This window comes from Luteibacter pinisoli (assembly GCF_006385595.1).
GTDB classification, from domain to species: Bacteria; Pseudomonadota; Gammaproteobacteria; order Xanthomonadales; family Rhodanobacteraceae; genus Luteibacter; species Luteibacter pinisoli.
On the sequence record NZ_CP041046.1, the window covers coordinates 1,805,822 to 1,826,141 of the forward strand.

The window sequence follows — 20,320 nt, forward strand, 5'->3', positions numbered from 1 at the left end:
AGGGAAAGGCGAGAGTGCGCGACAGTAGCGAGACTGCGGTACCGGCGGGATACGTCTCGATTGAGGATATGGTCGCCAAGGTGTCGAAGGACCCAGCACGTGCCGATTCGCTGGCCTCGGCACGCAAGCGACTTGCACCTGAGATCGATGAGGGCGCCGTGACCGTTCGGAGCCTTCGGCTGGACCGAGGCATGTCGCAGGTGGAGCTTGCGAGGATCCTGGGCACGAGCCAATCGCACGTGGCCCGCATGGAGGGCGGCACGGAAAACCTGGCACTTGCGACGCTGCGCAAGCTTGCCGACGCACTGTCTGTCGACATGAACGGATTGAACGATGCGTTGCTCGCGCAGGAACGTCTTAATGCAGGCAGGCGTCGAATCGTCTGATCCGCCTCACCCGGCAAACCCACCCTCGTCGAGAAACGCCTGTTCGTCTGCCGTCGTGTCGCGGCCCAGCGCGTGGTTGCGGTGGGGGAAACGGCCGAAGCGGCGGATGACGTCGCGGTGGATGCGGGCGAATTTCAGGTACGGATCGCCGAGCGGCTCGTTATGCGCAACGGCAAGATCCTGGTCGGCCAGGTTTTCCGCGTGCGAGAAGGGCAGGTAGCAGAACACGCGGATGTCGTCGCCGACGGCCTGGTCAAACCCGTTCGCCAGCATGTGCCGCGCGACGGATTGTCCCAGCGCATCGGTGGCAAACATGTGTGCGCAATCGCGGAACGCGTTGCGCGGGAACTGGTCGAGGAGGATCACCAGGGCCAGGCAGCCCTCGGGCGTCGCCATCCAGCCATCCAGGCGCCGACGCGAGGCGGCCATGTGGGCAGGCAGGAAACGCTGGCGAAACACGCGATCAAACGCGTCGTCCTTTTCGAACCAGCGGTCGGGCCCCGCATCACGCCAGAACGCCACGATGCTGGCGGGCGTTTCGTCGACGTGCGCATCGGCGAACGGATCAAGGCTCACGATGCCGTCCTCATGCGAGCCGCGTGCCGTTGGGCACCGCGCGCTCGGTGGTGGCGATGACCACGCCCTCGTCGGTGTGGAAGCCCGTGAGCAGGAACTGCGAGCGAATTGGCCCGATCTGCTTTTCCGGGAAGTTGATGACGGCGATGACCTGCTTGCCGAGCAATTCCTCCGGCTGGTAGACGCCAGCGACCTGGGCGCTGGTCTTGCGTTCGCCGTGCGGGCCGAAGTCCACCCAGATGAGGTAGGCGGGGCGCCGGGCTTCGGGGAAGACTTCGGCGCGGGTCACCGTGCCAGCCACCATCACCACTTTGGTGAAATCGTTCCAGTCGATCAGGTCAGTCATCGTTGCGGGACATCAGGATGCGTTGCCAGTTGCGCGGAGGGACGCCCGCCGGGCCTGGCGTTGGCTGGCTGGTGGGATGGTGGGTCGGCGGGGCCAGCCGGGGGCCGTCGAACATCTCATCGTTGCGGTAATCATAGAACCAGTCCTCGCCGGGCTCGAAGGTCTGGATCACCGGATGGCTCTCGGCGTGGGCATGTCTGGAGGCGTGGCGGTTGAGCGAATCATCGCAGCAGCCGACGTGGCCGCACTGCGCGCACCGGCGCAGGTGCAGCCACCAGCTACCCGTGGCGAGGCATTCCACGCAGCCGTCGCCGCTGGGCGGGACGTGGACATCGATACCGGTTCGTTCGTGGCTCATGGCGGTCTCCGGGGCGTCTGCCCGGATGCTACCCGAGGTAAACCGTCAGAGCAGCCTTCCGGCGCGATGCAGGGCAACCAGCTGCATACGATCGACGGATGATGCAAGGCTGCGCAGCGCGACGTGCAACTCATGGCTGTCGGGCCGCCCGGTCTGCAGCAGGTTCTCAATCCGCTCCGCGGCATCGGCCACGGGCAGGTGCTCGTGCAGCGTGGCGTGGCGGGCGACGTGGCCCGCCCGGAAGTGGGCTTCGTCGTAATCCCGGTGCAGCAGCGCCTGGAGAAGCCCGAGGGCCTCCAGCGATATCTCCTGGGCTGCCATGACATTGCGCATCGCCCCATCTCACCCGCCCGGCGCGAAAGCCGCAATCTAACCATCGGCCTACGTAAACCCACGGGACGTGACGCAATCAGGGTGATGCCGGCGCGTTCCGTGGCTATGCTGGGATCACACCAGGCCCACGAAGGAACGCCATGACCCTGCTTGCGACCGTGCTTACCGCCATCGTCATCCTGATCCACGTATACATCGTGGTCCTCGAAATGCTGCTCTGGCGCTCGCGCGGCCCCAAGGTGTTCGGCATCACGCCGGCGTTCGCCAACGACAGCGCCGCGCTGGCCTCGAACCAGGGCCTGTACAACGGTTTCCTCGTCGTGGCCCTGGTGCTTGGCCTGGTGCTACGTGAACCGTTCGCCACGGCCTTTGTGTTCTACGGCCTCGGCTGCGTCGTCGTGGCGGGCCTGTGGGGCGCGCTGACCGCGAGCCGCCGGATCCTTTACGTGCAGGCCCTGCCAGCCGCACTGGCCCTCGCCGCGCAGTGGATGGCCCGCTAGGGCGCGCCAGGACACGCTGATGCCTGCGACCGAGCTGCCCCTCTCCCGGCCCAGGGAATCCCCGCCGTGCCGTGCGGGGACGTTTGAGCTGGGCCTCACGCTGGCCGGCGCCGTCTCAGGCGGCGCGTACGCCGCCGGCGTCCTCGATTTCTTCTACGAGGCCCTCGAGCACTGGTATGACGCCAGGGCCAAGGGCCACGCGGTTCCCACCCACGACATCCTGCTGCGCGTGATCTCCGGGGCGTCGGCAGGCAGCCTCAACGGTGTCCTCTCGGCCGTGGCGCTTCCGTATCGCTTCCCGCACGTGCATGCCGGGCCGCAGCCTGCCGGCATGACCGGCAACCCCTTCTACGACGCCTGGGTAAAACGGATCGACGCGCGCGAACTGCTCGGCAAGGCCGACCTGGCCGACCCCACGCAGCCCATCGCGTCGCTGCTGGATTCGACCAGCCTGGACGTCATCGCCAGGGACGTACTGGCCTACAGCCAGGCCCCCACGACGCGCCCTTACATCGCCAACCCGCTGAAGTGCGTGTTCACGGTGACCAACCTGCGCGGCGTGCCCTACATGGTCCTGTTCAAGGGCAATCCCGAGATCCCCGGGCACGGGATGATGGCCCACGCCGACTGGCTGCGCTTTGCCGTGGATACCGGCCACAACCCCTACGAGCGCGGCTGGGCCTACCCGGATGAACGCCGGGTGGCGGGGCCGAATCATCCCCAGCGCAAGGACTGGCAGGGGTTCATGGACGCGGCGCTGGCCTCGGCGGCTTTCCCCGCGGGCCTGCGCTATCGCGAAGTCGCACGGCCGTGGCGCGACTACGACCAGCGCGTGGTGATCGTGCCGGGCCAACAGGGCCAGGCCGAGCCGGTGGCGATTCCGCCAGCATGGGCCAATGGCGAGGACAGCCACGGCGAGTACCGTTTCGTGGCGGTGGACGGCGGGGCCATGGACAACGAGCCGTTCGAGCTCGCCCGTACCGAACTCGCGGGCACTTTGGGGCGCAACCCGCGCGAGGGCGACAAGGTCAACCGCATCGTCATCATGCTGGATCCCTTTCCCGAGGCCGAGACGCCTGGCCCGTCGGAGGCGGCCAGTACCAACCTCATCGAGTCGATGGCGGCGCTGTTCGGCGCATGGAAGCAGCAGGCGCGATTCAAACCGGAGGAGGTGGCCCTGGCCCTGGACGCCACCGTGTACAGCCGCTTCATGATCGCGCCCAGCCGGCCTGCGACCTCGGCCGGCGCGCGCTGGATCGGTGGCCGTGCGCTGGCGGCCGGGGCGCTGGGCGGCTTCTCCGGGTTTCTCGCCGAGGCGTATCGCCATCACGATTTCCTGCTCGGGCGGCGTAACTGCCAGCGTTTCCTCGCCGAGCGGTTGCTGGTGCCGGCGAGCAACCCGATCTTTGCGGGCTGGGCATCGGATCCTGCGCTGGCAGGCTACCTGCGCACGGTCGATGGCGAGGTGTTCGCCCCGGTGATTCCCCTGGTCGGGGGCTGTGAGGGCCTGCGCGAAGCGTTGCCTGCATGGCCGAAGGGCGCGTTCAAGGTGGAGACGCTCATGCCCCTCGTGGAAGGGCGGATGCAAGCCCTGTATCGCGCGGCCACGGCGAACATCGGGGCGCGCTTCGCCACCTGGCTCGCCTGGCATCTGTATGTCCGCCGCCTCTTGCTGCGTATCGTGTCAGGCCGCCTGCGGCGCGCCCTGGCCTCCTTCGACCTTTTGTAAGAATTGACGAACGGTTGTCGAGGCGGGCACTGTCCGGGAGGCAGACCTGCACTGAAGGAGAGTGATCCATGCGGCGTGTAACTTCCCGTTGGTCGGCAGGCATCGCGGTGGTCTTACTCGCGAGCTGTGCCGGACATGCCACCCGTCCGCCGCAGGAACCCGCGGTAGACGTGGCAAAACAGACGCAGGAAGCGACGAGCGCGTACGCCGCCGGCGACATCCGCCACGCCGCCGACCTCTACCAGTCCGTCGTTGACGCCGAGCCAGGCAACGCGGATGTCTGGTTCCGGCTGGGCAATGCGCGCTTCCGGCTGCAACAGCCCGACGAGGCGGTGCTGGCCTACGGTCACGCGATCCAGCTTCGCCCGGGTTTCCCCCAGGCCCAATACAACCTGGGCGTCGTGCGGCTGAAGCAGGCCCAGGCCGCGATGATCGCCAGCGCGCAGGCCGGGCAGCCCGGCGACACGCTACGCCGCGACAGCGCGCGCATCGCGCAGCGCCTGACCCGCGTGGCCGATGACGTGGGCACGCGCGGCAAGGGGGACGGCGGGGCGCCGCCTTTCATCGTTGAGGAAAGTGGCGCGCCGTAGGGTCCGAAAAACCTTGCCATCGGCCTGTTGGGGTATGGCTTGCATGCAAATTCGGTAGTACGTTCAGGCCCGGGGAGTCCGATACGTTCCGATGCGAGTGTCGCTATGAACACCAGCTCCGTTGCGCCGCGTGCGATCGTTTTTGAAGACCATTCCGGCCTGGCGTCCGCGCTGACCGACCTGCTGGAGGCGCGGCTGGGCTACGACGTGACGTGTGCGGGCTGTATCGAGGAAGCCTTGCGGCTGGCCCATGTGGAGCCGTGTGACATCGCCATCGTGGACCTGAACCTGCAGGGCATCCGGGCCTATCCCGCCCTGGACGAACTGAAGCGGCGCGGGATTCCCTACGTGCTGGCGACGGGCGCGATGCCCGTGGATATCCCCTGCCGGTACAAGGCGCCGACCGTGCACAAGCCGTACAGCGCACAGCAGCTGGAGCTGGCGATCAAGGAAGCCAGCAGCGCGCGGGTCTGTTAGCCGGCTTGCGCGCCGCGCGCCTTGCGCAGCCACCCGTTCACCTCATCCAGGTTGCTCACCACGCTGGCGCAGATCCGCCGCAGCTCGGCCGAGGGCTGCTGGAGGTCGGGCACCATGATGGTCGGCATGCCTGCCGAGACGGCGGAACGGACACCCGCATGGGAATCCTCCAGCGCCAGGCAGCAATGGGCCGGCTTGTTGAGGATGCGCATCGCGCGCAGGTACGGGTCGGGGTAGGGCTTGCAGCGCTCGCAGTCGCCCGCCGCCACCAGGGCGTCGAAGCGGTCGCGCAGGCCGAAGGCTTCCAGGTGATGCATGGCCGTGCGATGCGGGGAGGACGTGGCGATGGCCCGGGGCATGGCGAACTCGTCGAGCGTGTCCAGCAGTGCCATGACCCCTGGTTTCAGCCGCAGGTCGGTCTCGAACATCGCGTGGTAGCGCTCCGAGGCGCCGGCCCACACCGCATCGAGGTCCACCTCATCGCCGACATGGTCACGCAGCAGCATGCGCGCCGCGTGGCCGTGCAAGCCAACCATCCGCTGGCAGAGCGCCAGCGGGATGTCGATGCCGACCTCGGCCGCAGCCGCGAGGAGGGCGTCTCGGTAGAGCGCTTCGGTATCGAACAGCACGCCGTCCAGGTCGAACACAATGGCCTGGGGTGTTGCGGGAAAACGCACCATGCCTGCCCCCGATGGCCGCCGTCGCGGCCAGAAATGCCCTGTTTCGGCTTGAACATAGCGCGAGGCGTGTGACAGCGCCATATTCCGGATGGGCGAATCCGGCACTGAAAACGATTGCACTGCAAACGCGGGCCGTACACGCTACCGGCATGACCCCGATCCGATGCATCACGCCATGAGAAAACGCCGGATGCTGGCCCGCAGCGTCGCGGGTGCCGTGGCGGGCCTCCTGCTGTTTGCCTCCGGGGCCTGGGGCGCGCTGGCGCTGAGCTACCAGCTGCCGGGGCCGCCGCCGGCCCGCTTCGGCGGCGCCATCGCCTGGTCGGTCGTTTACATGGCCCTGCTGGTGGCCACCTTCGGCTGGCGGGCCTGGTGGGCGCCGGTCAGCCTCGTGGTGATGCTCGGCCTGCTCATCGCCTGGTGGTCCACCATCCCGCCGCGCAATGACCGGGTATGGGCCGACGACGTGGCCCCCCTGATGTCCGGGGAGGTGCAGGGTAGCCACGTGACGCTGCACAACGTGCGCAACTTCACCTGGCGTGCCGAAGACGATTACGACGCGCGCTGGGAAACCCGCGAGTACGACCTCGACCACCTGGTATCCGCCGACGCGGTGTTGTCGTACTGGTCGGGCGAAGCCATCGCCCACGCCATGCTGTCATTCGGCTTCGACGACGGCCGCCACGTGGTGTTCTCGATGGAGATCCGCCGTGAAAAGGGCGAGGCCTTCTCCGAGGTCGGTGGCTTCTTCAAGCAGTTCGAACTTGTGCTCATCGCGGCCGACGAGCGCGACATCATCCGCGTGCGCACCAACGTGCGTGGCGAGGACGACTACCTGTTCCCGCTACGCATGCCACGCGACGCGATGCGCTCGCTGTTCGTCTCGTACGTCGACGCGGCCAACCACCTGGTGGACCGTCCGCGCTTCTACAACACGGTGACCTCGAACTGCACGACCATCGTCTACCGCATGGCCCGTCGCATCGACAGCGGCCTGCCGATGGACATCCGCTTGCTGCTCACGGGCTACCTGCCGGAGTACCTGATGGATAACGGTGCGCTGGATCGACGCATGCCGGTAGATGAGTGGCGACGGCTGGGGCGGATCACCGACCGGGCGCGCGCGAGCGGCCCAGCCGATGACTTTTCCGCGGTGATCCGTCAGGGCGTACCGCCGGCGGTTGTTCCGGAGGCGTCACCGTCGTCCGGCGATTCCACCTTGAAGCCCTTCGCTTCCAGCGCCGACAGGTAGCCCTGCGCGCCGATCAGGTCGTCCAGCGGCACGATCGCCACGGTCTGCGCATTGGCGTTCACTTCGGTATCCACCGCCGCGAGCCAGCGCGTGCGCACCTGGGCGGGCACGTCGGTGAGCCCGATGCGCTGGGCGAGGCCGCCTTCGGTCACGGCATCCAGGCAGGTGGAGATCTGCTTGGCGCGGCGTTCGTCCTTCAGCGCGGTGACGTCGCCGGTGGCCCACGCATTGGCCCGCTCGCGCATCGCGGCCAGCTGCGGCTCGAGGTTATCCACGCTCTGCGTGAAGCAGGAGAGGTCGTCCAGGGTGGAGCGCTTGAACTCCTTCACCACGGCACGCGGGTCGTCCACCATCAGGGTGTATTCCACCGGCACCTGCTTCACGTTGTGCTTCTTCGCCATCTCGACGACGGCATCGGTGATGTAACCGGACTTGCGCAAGCCCGATTTCTTCATCGCCTGTTTGTACAGCTCGATGGCGGCGAAGATCGGCCGGTAGCGTTCCACCTTCTTCTCATCACCGATGTAGCGCGCCTTCACCACCTGCCAGCGCGCGTACACGTCGGCCGGCACGGATTCTTCGAGCGTCTTGCCATCGGGTGAGTTGCGCACGCCGATCAGGGAGGGCAGCAGGGCCAGCCGGCCGAAGAAACCGACGTTGGGCTTCACCTCCGTGTGGGGCGGGAGAATCAGCGAGCCGGCGTGGGCGATGGCATCGTCCACGTCGCCGGTCTTCCAGGTGATGTTGCCGGGAATGGGCGAGAGCGTGCCCAGGATCAACAGGACGTGGTCGCCACGGGTGGCGCGCCAGAGGCCGGGGCCAGGCTGCACGCCGCTGACCGTCACGGCTTCGAGCGTCGGCACGCTCGTGGCCGGGGCAGGGAGCGTCTGCGGCCGCGGCGGCGGTGCCTGGGCGGCGGCAGCGCCGGCCATCGCCAGGGTGAGAAGGGTAACCAGCAGCGGAAGGCGGGGGTGTCGGCTCATGCGCGCAGTCTAACGGAGCCCATGGGGCCGGAAAGCGACAGCCTCACTCGCCACTCGCCTCGCATTCACGTGGTTCGCGGAATATCGAGGCCCTGTCCAGGTACGCGAGGAAGACGCATGAAAATCGGCATCATCGGCGCAGGCAACATCGGTGGCACCCTGGCGCGGCGGTTTCGCGAGCTGGGGCACGATGTGAAGATCGCGAATTCTCGCGGTCCGCAGACCCTTGCCGAGGTGGCGAACCAGACAGGCGCGGTGCCCGTGGCCGTGGCCGACGCCGTCACCGACGTCGAACTGATCGTCGTGACGATTCCCCAGGCGCGGATTCCGTCACTCCCGGGGGATCTCTTCGCCGACGTACCGGACGATGTCGTCGTGGTCGATACCGGCAACTACTATCCGCGCGAGCGCGACGGCCGCATCGGCTCCATCGAGGAAGGCGTGCCGGAAAGCCAGTGGGTGGCCCAGCAGCTGGACCGGCCGGTGATCAAGGCGTTCAACAACATTTACGCGAAGCGCCTGGGCGGCGCCGGCAAGCCGGGGACGGAGCGCGATCGGGTGGCCTTGCCCGTGGCAGGCGACGACCCCAACGCGAAGGCGACCGTGCTGAAACTCATCGGCGAACTCGGCTTCGATGGCGTGGATGCCGGGCCGCTCTCGGAATCGTGGCGGCAGCAGCCGGGTTCGCCCGTCTATACGGCCGACCGCGACCTGGAGGGCGTGCGCCAGGGGCTGCTGGATGCATCGCGCGAGCGGACCGACGCGTGGCGCGCCACGCCCGATAGCCCGGGCACTTACGACGCGCCTCGTTGATCTCCCTGGCGCGTCGACGCGCCGTGAAGGTTTCGCCAACAGTCGTTCCGTTGTGGTGGCCGTTGCAGAAGGCTAAGCTTCCTCGCCTGACCGCAAGAACCCAGCCCCGTGGGCGCGCCGGCGGCAACAGTAAGAAAGTGCTGGAGCACTCACGTTTCCATGGCCCTTGTGATCTACGATATCCCGTTCAATCCCGACCTGGCAGGCCTTTGGCATGTCCAGCTCAATGGCGTGCCCACGGAGAACTTCGAGACGCGCGTGGCGGCCATCGCATACGCGGTGCAGCAATCGAAGTTACTGGGGACGCAGGCGCAGGGTCCCGGCCAGCTGCAGGTGCTGGTGTCGGTCGAAGGCGCCGACGGCGTCTGGCGCGAATTCGAGTCCAACGCGAAGCGGCCGGTGCAAAGCCTGCAGTAGCGGATGCACATCGCGTTGATGTGCAATGCATACGATGGTGGCCTGAAGAGGACTCTGCCACCCATGACGCATCGCAAGATTGGTTACTTCGACGTTGAAGGCTCGTGCTACGTGGCCAAGCCGGGCCGTTGGCGCGGCAAATACACCATCAGCGAAGACGGCGAAGAGCTGGCTGAAAAGCTGTGCACCACGTTGCACGAAAACGAAGAGGACGCCTGCGCCGAAGGCCTGACGCTAGGCGTCACCGCCGCGCGGAAGCTGATGAAGGAGCGCGAAGGCTTCGACCCCGGCGAGCACGAATAGCCCCCGATACACTGCATAGCTCGTGCCATGAATGCGCCGCGCAACGTGGCGCAAGGTATTCCGAATGGCCGATGGTAGGTCTTCGTAGCACGGCGTAAGTTTTCATTGCGGCCCTGTGAATGTTGCGTTTTCTGCATATTCCGCCGCCGCACAGTCCCAGCCCCACTCCCCTAAGGCTTCGGAGACTCACAATGAAAACGCACGCACACATGGCGCTCAGGCGCCACGGCCTCGCTATGTCCATTGCCGCCGCGCTCGCCTGCGCTTGCGGCACGTCCGCGGCGCAAAACGCGCCGCCTCCACCGGCACCCGCGACGCAGCCCCAAGCACCTCCGGCCGATACGGGCCAGAAGGGTACGACCGAGCTGGCGGCGATTACCGTCACCGGTTCGGCCCTCCCGCGCATCGATGTGGAGACGCCGTCGCCGGTCACCACGATCACCGCCGACCAGATCCAGAAAAGCGGCCTGACCACCGTCTCGGACGTCATCCGCGCCGTGTCGGCCGACAACAGCGGTTCCATCCCGCCCGCGTTTACCGGCGGCTTCGCGGCCGGTTCGTCGGGCGTGGCGCTGCGCGGCCTCACGGTGAATTCCACCCTGGTGCTCATCAACGGCCGACGCGCCGCGAACTATCCGTTGGCCGACGATGGCCAGCGTTCCTTCGTCGACCTCAACACCATCCCGTCCAACGCCATCGAACGCATCGAGGTGCTGAAGGACGGTGCATCGTCGCTGTACGGCGCCGATGCGATTGCCGGTGTGGTGAACATCATCCTGCGCCCCGGCTACCAGGGCACCGAGTTCAGCGCTGACGTGGGCACGTCGCAGCATGGTGGCGGCGCCACCCGGCGCGCCACGGTGCTGTTTGGCGGCGGCGACCTGCGCAAGGATGGCTGGAACGCGTACTTCAGCGCGGAGTACCAGAAGGACGATCGCATCAAGGTGGGTGATCGCGGGTATCCGTACAACACGAACGACCTCACCCGCAGCGGCGGTAACAACCTGATTGGCGGCCAGCCCTCGCAGAACTCCGGCTCGCCGTACGGCACGGTGACCCCGGGCACGCTGGGTACGCCCGGCGATGTCACCACGGGTATTGCCGATCCCGGCGCGGTCGCCCAGCCGCTGAGCGCATGCGGCGCCGGCAGCACGCTGGTCACGAACGACCCGAACAACCCCGGTAGCTACTGCGCGTTCAATCGCACGCGCTATTTCGATATCTCCCCGGAGATGGAGCGCCAGGGCATCTATGGACGCTTTAGCCTGAAGATCAGCGATACCTCGCAGGCGTACATCGATGCGAGCTACTACCAGGTGCGCACGCAGTTCCGTGGGCCACCGCCGCAGATCCAGGCCAGTACGCCGAACAACACCAACGCCATCGCGTTGCCGGCCACGCTGCCGGACGGCTCGATCAACCCGAACAACCCGTTCGCGGCCGACGGCAAGGCGGCGCTGATCAACTACACCTTCCCCGGCATCCCGGGCGGTGGCGACAACAAGAACCACAACATGCGCATCACCGGTGGCATGACCGGTTCGTGGGGTGACTGGAGCTATGACACGGCGCTGGTGTTCAACCACGAGTCGCTGGATATCAGCACGCCCGGCCTGCTCAACTACAACGCACTGGTGGCGGCGGTGACCAACGGCACCTATAACTTCCTGAACTCGTCGGCGAACTCGCCGGAGCTGTTGCGCGCCCTCGGGCCCACGCTGCAGAAGACGTCGACCAGCGACCTGCAGTCGTTCGACTTCCGGGTGACCCGCCCGTTGATGGACCTGCCCGGCGGTTCGCTGGGCCTGGCCACCGGCCTTGACGTGCGCCATGAGGAACAGAACGACCCGGACCTCAATCCCGACCTCGCCGCGCAGGGCCTCGGCATCGCGCACACCAAGGGCCATCGCACGGTAAGCGGCGCGTACGTGGAACTGGATGCGCCCTTCCTGGAATCGCTGGAGGTGGATGTGTCCGGGCGCTATGACCACTACTCGGACTTCGGCAAGAACTTCTCGCCGAAGATCGGCATCAAGTGGAAGCCGATCGAGCAGCTGGCGTTCCGCGGCACGTTCTCGAAAGGTTTCCGCGCGCCGAGCTTCGCCGAAAACGGTTCGAGCGAATCGGAAGGCTTCGCCACCTACACCCCGCCGCCGGAGTTCCAGGCGCTGCACAACAACAGCGGCTACGTGCAACCGTATCCGCTGGCGTTCCTCACGGCGGCCAACCCGAAGGTGAAGCCGGAGCGCTCGAAGAGCTATACGTTCGGCATCCTGTTCCAGCCGACGCAGGACCTCAGCGCGTCGATCGATTACTACCGGATCAAGAAGACCGGGGTGATCGGCCAGCAGAGCCCCGCCGCCGTGCTGGATGCGTACTACAACGGGCAGCCCCTGCCGCCGGCATCGAGCATCGTGGCCGACGTGCCTGACCCGGCCGCGCCGAACGCGCTGCCACGACCCCTCGTGGTGGACGCGCCCTACGTCAACCAGAACGCGCTGGAGACCAAGGGCATCGACCTGGACCTCAAGGGTGGCTTCAACTTCAACGAAAGCACCCGCTTCACCAGCGAGATCAACCTGACGCGCATCATCACCTGGGTGCTCACGCTGGAAGACGGCACGAAGCTGCAGTTTGTCGGGACGCACGGCCCGTATGGCCTGTCGTCGGGCGCGGGCACGCCGCGCTATCGCGGTTCGTGGGCGAACAGCCTGCAGATCGGCAAGCTCAACATCACCGGCACGGTGTATTACACCAGCGGCCTGAAGCTGACCGCGCCCGACGTCGCGCCGGGCTGCCAGTCCACCAACACCACCACGGGTGACAACTTCCCGCTCTCGTGCCGGATGTCGTCGTTTACCGAAGTGGACTTCACGGGCCGGTATGACCTGACCGAGAAGGTCGCGATCACCGGTTCGATCATGAATGCGTTTGACCGCAAGGCGCCGCTGGATCCGCTGAACTACGCGGCGTTCAACTACAACCCGACCTACTCACAGAGCGGTGCGGTGGGCCGGTTCTTCACCGTCGGCGTGAGGGTCAAGCTGTAAGGCCGTGCCCGGCCAGGGCGGCGGCGTCGGCAATGCAGACGCCGTCGTTCCTGACCGTCAGGATGCCATCGGCGCGCAGGCGGGCCAGCATGCGCGTGACCGTGGCCGCGCTCATCCCCAGGTAGGAGCCGATGTCGTCGCGCGACATCGGCAGGGGTATGAAGGTGGTATCGGGTTCGACCTGGCGCCGCCGCGTGAGCAGGTCGGCCAGGAAGGACGCGACGCGGGCGAGGGCAGGCGCATCGTCGCCCTGCGCAGGACGGCGACGCTCTTCCCGGCGCAAGCCACGCAGGTGGCTGGCGATGGCGTCGTCGTGCTCGCACAAGGCGTCGGTAGCCGCGCGCGGGAAGCGGCAAAACCATGTCTTGCCCACCGCGACGACGGAATGGGTGTGCTGCCCCTGGCGCGTGGCGTCCAGGGCGAACAGTTCGCCGGGCAGGTGGAACGCCAGGACGCGGCCGCCGCCCACCGTCATGGCAAGGCCGGAAAGCACGGCGTAGGCCGCCAGGTGCGGCGCGTCCGGCTGGACGAGCCGGTCACCGTCGGCGAAGGGGCCCGCCCGTTCGACGATCTCGCGCATGGCCAGCAATTCGGCGGCACCGCCACGGGTGGCCTGGCAGGCGTGGGCATGCCGGCAGGCGTCGTTGCAGCAGGCCAGCCCGCGGCGCAGGGCGGGCGGAGGCGAGGCGATGTCGGGGGCGTAATGCACGATGGGACCCTCCGCGCGCATGGAGCGCGCCAGGTCATTTTAGGTCGCAGGAACCTGGGGGGCTGGCCGTGTCAGCCGCATGCGCCCAAATGCCGCAGTGGGGTGGGGGCGTGCGCATGGTTGACGATGCGCAGGGTTTCGGCTATGTAGAGCGACGGGGGAATACCAGTAAAGGGGGCCGTAAAGGGCCATGGCTAGTCGTACGTCGCTGTCCGATCACCTTGATACCACCCACGCACAGGCACTACCGGACGGTTGCATGCCCGGTAACGTTGCGCCGTTCGTGATGCGCTATGGCGTGGATTTCCTTGTCGCCATGCAGCGCGCTGCCGCCACGCAGGACAAGCACCCGGAGCCCGAGCCCGCCTAGTGCGTGGCCGGCTGCGTTGCCGGAGCCCTGCCGTCGTCGGGTACGTCGCCGGCGGGGCCGCCCTTGCGGATCGCACCCACGACAAAGATCGCAAGCATCGCCACGATCAGTGCGATGAGCGCGTAATAGCGCGTGCGTTTCATGGGCTCTTCGGTCTTCATGCCACGCAGTGTCCGCGTGCAGGGGTCAAGGAAATGGAATGCGCGCGTTACGCGCGCGTACCGTCCATGAGGTCGGCGACGGCGTCGACCAGGGCGTGCAGGGAAAACGGCTTGCTGAGGATGGCGCAGCCCTCCGGCAGCACGGCACTGTCCGAAAACGCCTCCCATGCGTAGCCGGTGATGAACAATACCGGCAATCCCGGAAGGCGTTCGCGGGCGGCGTGGGCAAGCCGCCGGCCATCCATGCCTGGCAGGCCGACATCGGTCACGAGGATATCGGGGCGGTCGTCCGCCGCCAGCAGGAGCAGGGCCTCGGTGCCCTCGCCACAATCGCTCACCGTGTAGCCCGCCTCTTCCAGTACCTCGCGGGTCAGCGAGCGGAGCATCGATTCGTCTTCCACCAGCAGCACGTGCTGGCCGCCACCCCGGCGTGCGACGCCTTCGATGTGCGCATGCTTTGCGGCGGGCGCGCCGACGTGGCGCGGCAACCACAGGCTCACCGTCGTGCCGCGACCGGGTGTCGACTGGATCACCGCGCGGCCGCCGGTCTGCCGGGCGAAGCCGTCCACCATCGACAGGCCCAGGCCGGTGCCCTGGCCAATCGCCTTGGTGGTGAAGAACGGATCGAAGGCCTTGTCCACGACGGCCGCCGACATGCCGGTGCCGGTATCGGTCACGGCGACCACGACGTAATCCGCCGGACCGTTGCCCATGTCCACGGCGGACGCGTTGCGCGTTTCGATGGTGAGCGTGCCGCCATGCGGCATGGCATCGCGCGCGTTGATCGCCAGGTTGAGGATCGCGCTCTCCAACTGGCTGGCATCGGACAGCGTCCGCCAGATCCCGTCGGCCATTCGTGCGTCCAGGCGCACCTGCTCGCCCAGCAGGGGGCGCAGCAGCAGGTCCAGCCCGTGGACGATGCTGTTGGCGTCCACGTCGGACAGGGACAGGGCTTGCTGCCGGGAATACGCCAGCAGGCGATGGGTGAGCCCGGCCGCCCGGGTCACCGCGCCACGCGCCGCGTCGAGCAGGCGGCGCGAGCCATCCACCCGGCCCTGGTCCAGGCGCTCGGTCACCACTTCGATGGCACCGCCGATCCCGCCAAGGATGTTGTTGAAGTCGTGCGCGATGCCGCCGGTCAGCCGGCCGAGGGCTTCGAGTTTCTGTGCATGGCGCAGCTGGTCGTCGAGGTCGCGGCGGCGTTGCGTGTCCCGGCCCATGCCATAGATGACGTCGCCGTCGGGTACGCCGGTCCAGGCGAACCAGCGGAAGCCGCCGTCCTTGCCACGCAGGCGGAGTTCCAGGTCCTCGACCACGTCGCCTTCCACCATCTGGCTGATGGCGTCGCGTGCCCGCTCAAGATCATCCGGGTGGATGAGTTCTTCGAAGCCGAGGCCGACCAGCTCATGCACGTCGTAGCCCAGCTCGGTGTGCCAGGCCGGGTTGACGTTGCGGTAGTGGCCATCGCGCGTCATCACGACGTACAGGTCGCGCGCGATGCCCCAGACCTGGTCGCGTTCGCGCGTGCGCTGGTCGATTTCCACTTCGAGCGACGCGTTGAGTTCGCGCAATGCCTGGGTCGTGCGCACGGCGCGCGAGGTTTCGTTGGTGATGGCGTACATGCCGATGGACCGGCCATGCTCGTCGCGCAGTGGCGCGTACGAGAAGGTCCACCAGGTCTCTTCCTCGAAGCCGTGCCGGGTCATCCGTAGCGGCAGGTCCATGTGCATGCTGCCTTCGCCCTGGCGTGCGCGCTCGACGTGCACGCCGATGTCGTCCCAGACATCGGGCCAGAGCGTTCGGAAGGACGTGCCGATGGCGCCGGCCCCGCGGCGGCCCAGCATCGGTCGATAAAGATCGTTGAAGAAGAACAGCTCGCCCGGGTCTGCGGCGAGGAACATGGGCCGCGGCGTATCAAACATCGTGGCCAGCATGACCTTGAGCGCCACGGGCCAGCCGTCCACGGGCCCAAGGGGCGACGTCGTCCAGTCGAAGGCGCGGATCTCCGCCGCTGTCGGCGAATCGGCCGGCAGGAAGGCGAACGGATCGGTGGCGCGCGGGGTCATGGTCGGCTCAGGGCTGGAAGGCGTCGACCTTGCCCGCGACCTGGGTGCCTCGCTGCCACACGGCCTGGATATGCGTCGTGGCTTCAATATCCTTCGACGGGTCGCCGTCGAGCACGATGAAGTCGGCGCGCTTGCCGTTCGCGATCACGCCGCGGTCCTCGAGGCCGAGCAGTTCGGCCGCACGTTGCGTCGCCACGTTAATGGCCTGGAGCGGGGTCAGCCCGGCGTCCACCATCAGGGCCAGTTCGCGGTGCTCGGCGAAGCCAGGCAGGCGCAGCGGCGTGGCGCCGGCATCCGTGCCGAAGCCGGTCTTGACGCCGGCGTCGTACAGCTTCTTGAAGTTTTCCTGGTTGGTCTTCAGCGCGGCCTCGTTCACCGACGTCGAACCGTCGTTCTGCACCTTGTCGCGCCAGGCGCCATCGGCGAACTGCGTGGCCAGCGCGGGCTGCACGGCGTGGGTGAAGAAGGGCTGGTCCATCCAGGCCGGATGGCGAGCATAGATGTACGCCGCTTCGTTGAGGTCGAGCGTGGCGATGTACCAGGTGCCGTGCGTCTTCATGGCGTCGATGAAGCCGGCATCCACGGCCTTGTCGCGCACCCCGTGGGCGAGGATGTCGACACCGTCGTCGACCAGCCTGCGCGCGTCATCCAGGTAGTAGATGTGCGCGGCGACGCGCAGATGTTTCGCGTGGGCCTCGTCGATCACCGCGCGCCAGATCTCGGGCTTCATCTTTACGGGCAGCGTGCCGTTGAAATCGTCGACCCAGATCTTGATCAGGTCCGTGCCGCGGGCGGCGGCGGCATCCACGGCCGCGCGGGCTTCCTCCGGGGTGGACGGTCGGTCGAGCTGGTTGGACCCGGCCTGCATCATCTTTACCGGCGGCGCACCCTGCGGGACGCCGATGCCGTGGTCGGCACCGAAAAGATCCGCCCCGTCGGCCTTCCCTGCATGCAGGTCGGCGCGCAGGGGGTAGAAAACGTCCGGGTTATTGAGCCCCAGGGAGGTCACCGTGGTAACGCCGTAGGCACGCCACTGGCGAAGCTGGCGCAGGGCGTTCTCGCGGGTATACAGGGCAGGGAGGCCACCCTTCGTCCCGTCCACCTGGCCGATATGGCCATGGTCGGAGACAAGGCCGGGCATGATCGTCTTGCCCGTGTAGTCCACGACCTTTGTGCCGTCGGGCATCTTTACCCGCAGCCCGGGCCCCACCATCGAAAAATGGTCGCCATCCACGACAAGGGTGACGTCGTCGCGCGGCGGGGCGCCGGTGCCGTCTATCACCCGGGCGCCGCGAATCACCGTGGCGGCGTGGGTACCGGTGGCCGCGGCGAGCAGGGCGGTGGCGAGGAGAAGCGGGCGGGGCAGGGTCATCGGACATCCTTTGGGGCATCGTAGCCCCTCACGAATAATGCACGATGTGCGAAGGGCGTGTCGTTGCGAATACGTTACTGTCGCGATTGTCACGCCTGCTGCACGCCCGCCGCCGGAATCTCGTCACACCCCAAGGTGGAGAGGTGACACGATGGACGAGCAGAACACCCCGATTGCGGAAAAACAGAAAGGCGGCATTGGCTACGTGCTGCTCTGGATCCTGGGCGTGCCGATCCCGATCCTCATCCTGATTTTCCTGGTGCGCGGCTGCACCTAAGGCGCGCTGTTCGAGGAAGCTGGCGGCCTCCGCGCCCCGGCTTCCTCGAAGCTTTCCGCATGCTCCGCCGGGCGGATCTTCGCCCCGCGCGCCACGGCCAGGCCGTGGGTCAGCTCCGCGCCGAGCAGCACGATGATCGACGCGTAATACACCCAGGTAAGCAGCACGACGATCGCCCCGGCGGGCCCATAGGCGCCGCCGACACTGGCGTGGTCGATATACAGGCTGATGACGAACTTGCCTGCCACGAAAAGCAGCGCGGTGAGGAAGCCACCGCGTGCCGCGTCACGCCACGCGATGATGGCGTCAGGAAGGATCCGGTACATCGCGCCAAAGGCGATGACGAAGACACCGAAGGAGATGATCGCCTCGGCCACCTGCCACGCCATGGTGTCGCCCGGGATCAATAGCTGGATGAGGCTGCTGACGACGAAGGAAATGATGAGCAGGAAGGCGATACCGACCAGCAGGCCGAACGCCCGCGCCCGCGTGCTCAGCCAGCCCGCGACCGCTTCGCCAGGCTTGGCGCGGATCTTCCATACACGGTTGATCGTCGATTGCAGCTGGGCAAACACCGCTGATGCGCTGAACACCGTCACGCCAAGGCCAATGAGGCCCACCACGTTACCCAGCTTGGGTCGCTGCTGGGCGTTGTCGATTACCAGCTTCACCGCGCCCGCGCCTTGCTGGCCGATGACCGTGGTGAGCCCCTCGACGAGCTGCGCCTGCCACTGGTCGCCCAGGGCGGAGAGTATCCATAGCAAGAGGACAAGCAGCGGCGCGAATGACAGGGCCGAGTAGAACGAAAGCGCCGCCGCACGGGTCATCAGCTCGTCATCGCTGAAGCCTTCCGCGGCGGTGACAACGGCTTTCCTGGTGAGATGAAACCAGTGTCGCAGGACCATACTGGAAGGGGCGGGGGCGTCACCCCCGCCCAACCCTCGTCAGTGTTTGCGATCGCGTGCTTGGTCGGCGGCCTTGCCCACTTCATTCTGGACCTTGCCGGCATTCTTTTCGATCTTGCCCGCGGCTTCCTTGGCGTGGTTACCCGTCACCTTGCCGGCGACTTCTTTCACGGCGCCCTTTACCTCGTGCTTCATACCTTCGGTACGGTTCTTGTCCATGATGGTTTCCTCGTTGCTCTGCGCACTTCGCAGCGACAACGATTTACCTGTTACCGCCATCAGGGGTTCGTGAAGCAAGCGCGATGCGACGTTCACCACGGGGTGGGAACCGCTACGATGGCGGTATGTTCTTTCCGTTACCCAAGACGGCCACGGCGCCGTTCTGCCCCTCCGAAGTGGCCGGCTCCATCGTGGTGGCGGAGAGCCTGCCATGGTGGAAAAAGGCCTTCCGGTTCGCCGGGCCCGGCCTGCTGGTTTCCGTGGGCTACATGGACCCGGGCAACTGGGCCACGGACATCGAGGCCGGCTCGCGCTTCGGCTACCGCCTGCTGTTCGTCGTGCTGCTTTCCAGCCTTGCCGCGATGCTCCTGCAGTCGCTGGCCGCGCGGCTGGGCATCGCAACGCAGCGGGATCTTGCCCAGCTTTCCAGCCAGCGCTTTCCGAAGGCCATGGGGCGCGTGCAGTGGGTGCTCGCGGAGATATCCATTATTTCCTGCGACCTGGCCGAGGTGCTCGGCAGTGCGCTCGCGTTCAAGCTGCTGTTCGGGCTGTCCTTGCCCGTCGGCGTGGCGCTGACGGCGCTCGACACGTTCATCGTGCTGGGGCTGCAGGGCAGGGGTTTCCGTCGTGTCGAGGCGATCATCCTTGGGCTGGTCGGCACGATCGGCATCTGCTTCATCGTGCAGCTGTTCCTGGTCGGGCCGGACTGGCATGCCGTGGCGGCGGGGTTCGTGCCGTCGCTGCACGCGCTGGATACCCACGAGCCGCTGTACCTGGCGATCGGTATCCTCGGCGCGACGATCATGCCGCACAACCTCTACCTGCATTCGTCGATCGTGCAGACCCGCGCGGTGTCCGGCGAGGCAGGCAAGTGGGCCGCCATTCGCCTTACCCGCGTCGACACCCTGTGTTCGCTCACCCTGGCGCTGCTGATCAACGCGGCCATCCTGATCGTGGCGGCGGGCGCGTTCCACGCCAGTGGCCGGCATGACGTGGCCGACATCGGCGATGCCTACGAGCTGCTGGCACCCATCGCGGGCACGACGATCGCCCCGGCCGCGTTCGCCATCGGCCTGTTCGCCTCAGGGCAGAGTTCCACGTTCACCGGCACCATCGCCGGGCAGGTCATCATGGATGGCTTCCTGCAGATGAAGCTGCCCTGTTGGCAGCGTCGGCTGATCACCCGTGGCCTGGCGATCATCCCGGCGTTCGTCGGCGTCGTGCTGATGGGGGATCGCGCCATCGGCGCGCTGCTCGTGGCCAGCCAGGTGGTGCTGAGCGTGCAGCTGCCGTTCGCGATGTACCCGCTGATCCGCTTCACGGACGATCGCGGGCTGATGGGGGCGTTTGCCAATACCCGCCTGGTGTCGCTGGCGGCGTGGGCCTTGTTCCTGCTGATTTCGGCGGCGAACGCCTGGCTGGTGCTGCAGGTGGTCGGGCTGACCTGA

The 20,320-nt window shown here is 66.9% G+C and carries 25 protein-coding genes; 13 read left to right on the top strand and 12 right to left on the bottom strand.

The window, feature by feature from the left end:
* Window positions 1-14: 14 nt before the first annotated feature.
* A complete protein-coding gene (locus tag FIV34_RS08210) occupies window positions 15-386 on the top strand; it encodes a helix-turn-helix domain-containing protein (RefSeq protein WP_170207542.1) in 372 nt (123 codons plus the stop codon).
* A gap of 6 nt (window positions 387-392) precedes the next feature.
* On the opposite strand, the gene FIV34_RS08215 is transcribed toward FIV34_RS08210, so the two are convergent.
* The 4 genes from FIV34_RS08215 to FIV34_RS08230 are packed head-to-tail and all read right to left on the bottom strand — an operon-like array spanning window position 393 to window position 1,999.
* The gene (locus FIV34_RS08215) at window positions 393-962 is read right to left on the bottom strand and encodes a DUF924 family protein (protein ID WP_139981453.1); all 570 of its coding nucleotides are present in this window, start codon (window positions 960-962) and stop codon (window positions 393-395) included.
* Between the two features lie 10 nt (window positions 963-972).
* Entirely contained in the window at window positions 973-1,308 is a 336-nt protein-coding gene (locus FIV34_RS08220; protein WP_139981455.1) for a tRNA-binding protein, read from the bottom strand.
* Window positions 1,301-1,666: a UBP-type zinc finger domain-containing protein gene (locus tag FIV34_RS08225; protein ID WP_139981457.1), complete on the bottom strand. Its 366-nt coding sequence runs from the start codon at window positions 1,664-1,666 to the stop codon at window positions 1,301-1,303. Before FIV34_RS08225 ends, FIV34_RS08220 begins: the two co-directional genes overlap by 8 nt.
* A 45-nt stretch (window positions 1,667-1,711) precedes the next feature.
* Window positions 1,712-1,999: a hypothetical protein gene (locus FIV34_RS08230; RefSeq protein WP_139981459.1), complete on the bottom strand. Its 288-nt coding sequence runs from the start codon at window positions 1,997-1,999 to the stop codon at window positions 1,712-1,714.
* 140 nt (window positions 2,000-2,139) lie between these two features.
* Between FIV34_RS08230 and FIV34_RS08235 the strand changes: the two genes are divergently transcribed.
* The 4 genes from FIV34_RS08235 (at window position 2,140) to FIV34_RS08250 (ending at window position 5,295) form a co-directional block, all read left to right on the top strand.
* Window positions 2,140-2,499, top strand: coding sequence for a DUF1304 domain-containing protein (locus FIV34_RS08235; protein ID WP_139981462.1), 360 nt, complete (start codon window positions 2,140-2,142; stop codon window positions 2,497-2,499).
* Between the two features lie 19 nt (window positions 2,500-2,518).
* The gene (locus FIV34_RS08240; RefSeq protein ID WP_139981464.1) at window positions 2,519-4,228 is read left to right on the top strand and encodes a patatin-like phospholipase domain-containing protein; all 1,710 of its coding nucleotides are present in this window, start codon (window positions 2,519-2,521) and stop codon (window positions 4,226-4,228) included.
* A gap of 170 nt (window positions 4,229-4,398) precedes the next feature.
* Window positions 4,399-4,818, top strand: a complete 420-nt coding sequence (locus FIV34_RS08245; RefSeq protein WP_170207543.1) for a tetratricopeptide repeat protein — start codon at window positions 4,399-4,401, stop codon at window positions 4,816-4,818.
* A gap of 105 nt (window positions 4,819-4,923) precedes the next feature.
* Complete coding sequence (locus FIV34_RS08250) at window positions 4,924-5,295, top strand: response regulator (protein WP_139981468.1); 372 nt, start codon at window positions 4,924-4,926, stop codon at window positions 5,293-5,295.
* On the opposite strand, the gene FIV34_RS08255 is transcribed toward FIV34_RS08250, so the two are convergent.
* On the bottom strand, window positions 5,292-5,975 hold the full coding sequence (locus FIV34_RS08255; RefSeq protein WP_139981470.1) for an HAD family hydrolase: 684 nt from the start codon (window positions 5,973-5,975) through the stop codon (window positions 5,292-5,294). The genes FIV34_RS08250 and FIV34_RS08255 overlap by 4 nt on opposite strands.
* A gap of 175 nt (window positions 5,976-6,150) precedes the next feature.
* Here FIV34_RS08255 and FIV34_RS08260 point away from each other — a divergent pair, with 175 nt between their 5' ends.
* Complete coding sequence (locus tag FIV34_RS08260; protein WP_246058783.1) at window positions 6,151-7,227, top strand: DUF4105 domain-containing protein; 1,077 nt, start codon at window positions 6,151-6,153, stop codon at window positions 7,225-7,227.
* Here the strand turns inward: FIV34_RS08260 and FIV34_RS08265 are convergent.
* The gene (locus tag FIV34_RS08265) at window positions 7,137-8,210 is read right to left on the bottom strand and encodes a TraB/GumN family protein (RefSeq protein WP_139981472.1); all 1,074 of its coding nucleotides are present in this window, start codon (window positions 8,208-8,210) and stop codon (window positions 7,137-7,139) included. The two genes, FIV34_RS08260 and FIV34_RS08265, sit on opposite strands and share 91 nt — an antisense overlap.
* A gap of 117 nt (window positions 8,211-8,327) precedes the next feature.
* On the opposite strand from FIV34_RS08265, the gene FIV34_RS08270 reads away from it, so the two are divergent.
* The 4 genes from FIV34_RS08270 to FIV34_RS08285 all read left to right on the top strand — a co-directional run bounded on the left by FIV34_RS08270 (window position 8,328) and on the right by FIV34_RS08285 (window position 12,793).
* The gene (locus tag FIV34_RS08270; RefSeq protein ID WP_211352726.1) at window positions 8,328-9,023 is read left to right on the top strand and encodes an NADPH-dependent F420 reductase; all 696 of its coding nucleotides are present in this window, start codon (window positions 8,328-8,330) and stop codon (window positions 9,021-9,023) included.
* Between the two features lie 159 nt (window positions 9,024-9,182).
* A complete protein-coding gene (locus FIV34_RS08275) occupies window positions 9,183-9,440 on the top strand; it encodes a DUF2188 domain-containing protein (RefSeq protein WP_139981476.1) in 258 nt (85 codons plus the stop codon).
* A 63-nt stretch (window positions 9,441-9,503) separates the two neighbouring features.
* Window positions 9,504-9,743 carry a hypothetical protein gene (locus FIV34_RS08280; protein WP_139981478.1) on the top strand — a complete coding sequence of 80 codons (240 nt, stop codon included), beginning with the start codon at window positions 9,504-9,506 and terminating at the stop codon, window positions 9,741-9,743.
* A 191-nt stretch (window positions 9,744-9,934) separates the two neighbouring features.
* Window positions 9,935-12,793 carry a TonB-dependent receptor gene (locus FIV34_RS08285; RefSeq protein ID WP_170207544.1) on the top strand — a complete coding sequence of 953 codons (2,859 nt, stop codon included), beginning with the start codon at window positions 9,935-9,937 and terminating at the stop codon, window positions 12,791-12,793.
* Here the strand turns inward: FIV34_RS08285 and FIV34_RS08290 are convergent.
* Complete coding sequence (locus tag FIV34_RS08290) at window positions 12,783-13,502, bottom strand: Crp/Fnr family transcriptional regulator (protein ID WP_139981482.1); 720 nt, start codon at window positions 13,500-13,502, stop codon at window positions 12,783-12,785. The genes FIV34_RS08285 and FIV34_RS08290 overlap by 11 nt on opposite strands.
* 190 nt (window positions 13,503-13,692) lie before the next feature.
* Between FIV34_RS08290 and FIV34_RS08295 the strand changes: the two genes are divergently transcribed.
* Window positions 13,693-13,872 (top strand): hypothetical protein, encoded by a 180-nt coding sequence (locus FIV34_RS08295; RefSeq protein ID WP_139981484.1) that lies wholly within the window; start codon window positions 13,693-13,695, stop codon window positions 13,870-13,872.
* Here FIV34_RS08295 and FIV34_RS20920 read toward each other — a convergent pair.
* The 3 genes from FIV34_RS20920 to FIV34_RS08305 form a co-directional block, all read right to left on the bottom strand.
* Window positions 13,869-14,015 (bottom strand): hypothetical protein, encoded by a 147-nt coding sequence (locus FIV34_RS20920; protein WP_170207545.1) that lies wholly within the window; start codon window positions 14,013-14,015, stop codon window positions 13,869-13,871. The genes FIV34_RS08295 and FIV34_RS20920 overlap by 4 nt on opposite strands.
* Window positions 14,016-14,080: 65 nt before the next feature.
* On the bottom strand, window positions 14,081-16,099 hold the full coding sequence (locus FIV34_RS08300) for a hybrid sensor histidine kinase/response regulator (RefSeq protein ID WP_139981486.1): 2,019 nt from the start codon (window positions 16,097-16,099) through the stop codon (window positions 14,081-14,083).
* A gap of 7 nt (window positions 16,100-16,106) precedes the next feature.
* Window positions 16,107-17,471, bottom strand: a complete 1,365-nt coding sequence (locus FIV34_RS08305) for an amidohydrolase family protein (protein ID WP_139981488.1) — start codon at window positions 17,469-17,471, stop codon at window positions 16,107-16,109.
* Between the two features lie 151 nt (window positions 17,472-17,622).
* On the opposite strand from FIV34_RS08305, the gene FIV34_RS21355 reads away from it, so the two are divergent.
* On the top strand, window positions 17,623-17,748 hold the full coding sequence (locus FIV34_RS21355) for a hypothetical protein (protein WP_281286842.1): 126 nt from the start codon (window positions 17,623-17,625) through the stop codon (window positions 17,746-17,748).
* Here the strand turns inward: FIV34_RS21355 and FIV34_RS08310 are convergent.
* Together FIV34_RS08310 and FIV34_RS21505 are read right to left on the bottom strand one after the other, a co-directional pair.
* The gene (locus FIV34_RS08310) at window positions 17,745-18,653 is read right to left on the bottom strand and encodes a YihY/virulence factor BrkB family protein (protein WP_139981490.1); all 909 of its coding nucleotides are present in this window, start codon (window positions 18,651-18,653) and stop codon (window positions 17,745-17,747) included. The two genes, FIV34_RS21355 and FIV34_RS08310, sit on opposite strands and share 4 nt — an antisense overlap.
* A 39-nt stretch (window positions 18,654-18,692) precedes the next feature.
* Window positions 18,693-18,971, bottom strand: coding sequence for a CsbD family protein (locus FIV34_RS21505; protein WP_425462911.1), 279 nt, complete (start codon window positions 18,969-18,971; stop codon window positions 18,693-18,695).
* A 26-nt stretch (window positions 18,972-18,997) separates the two neighbouring features.
* Between FIV34_RS21505 and FIV34_RS08320 the strand changes: the two genes are divergently transcribed.
* Window positions 18,998-20,320, top strand: a complete 1,323-nt coding sequence (locus tag FIV34_RS08320) for an Nramp family divalent metal transporter (RefSeq protein WP_139981492.1) — start codon at window positions 18,998-19,000, stop codon at window positions 20,318-20,320.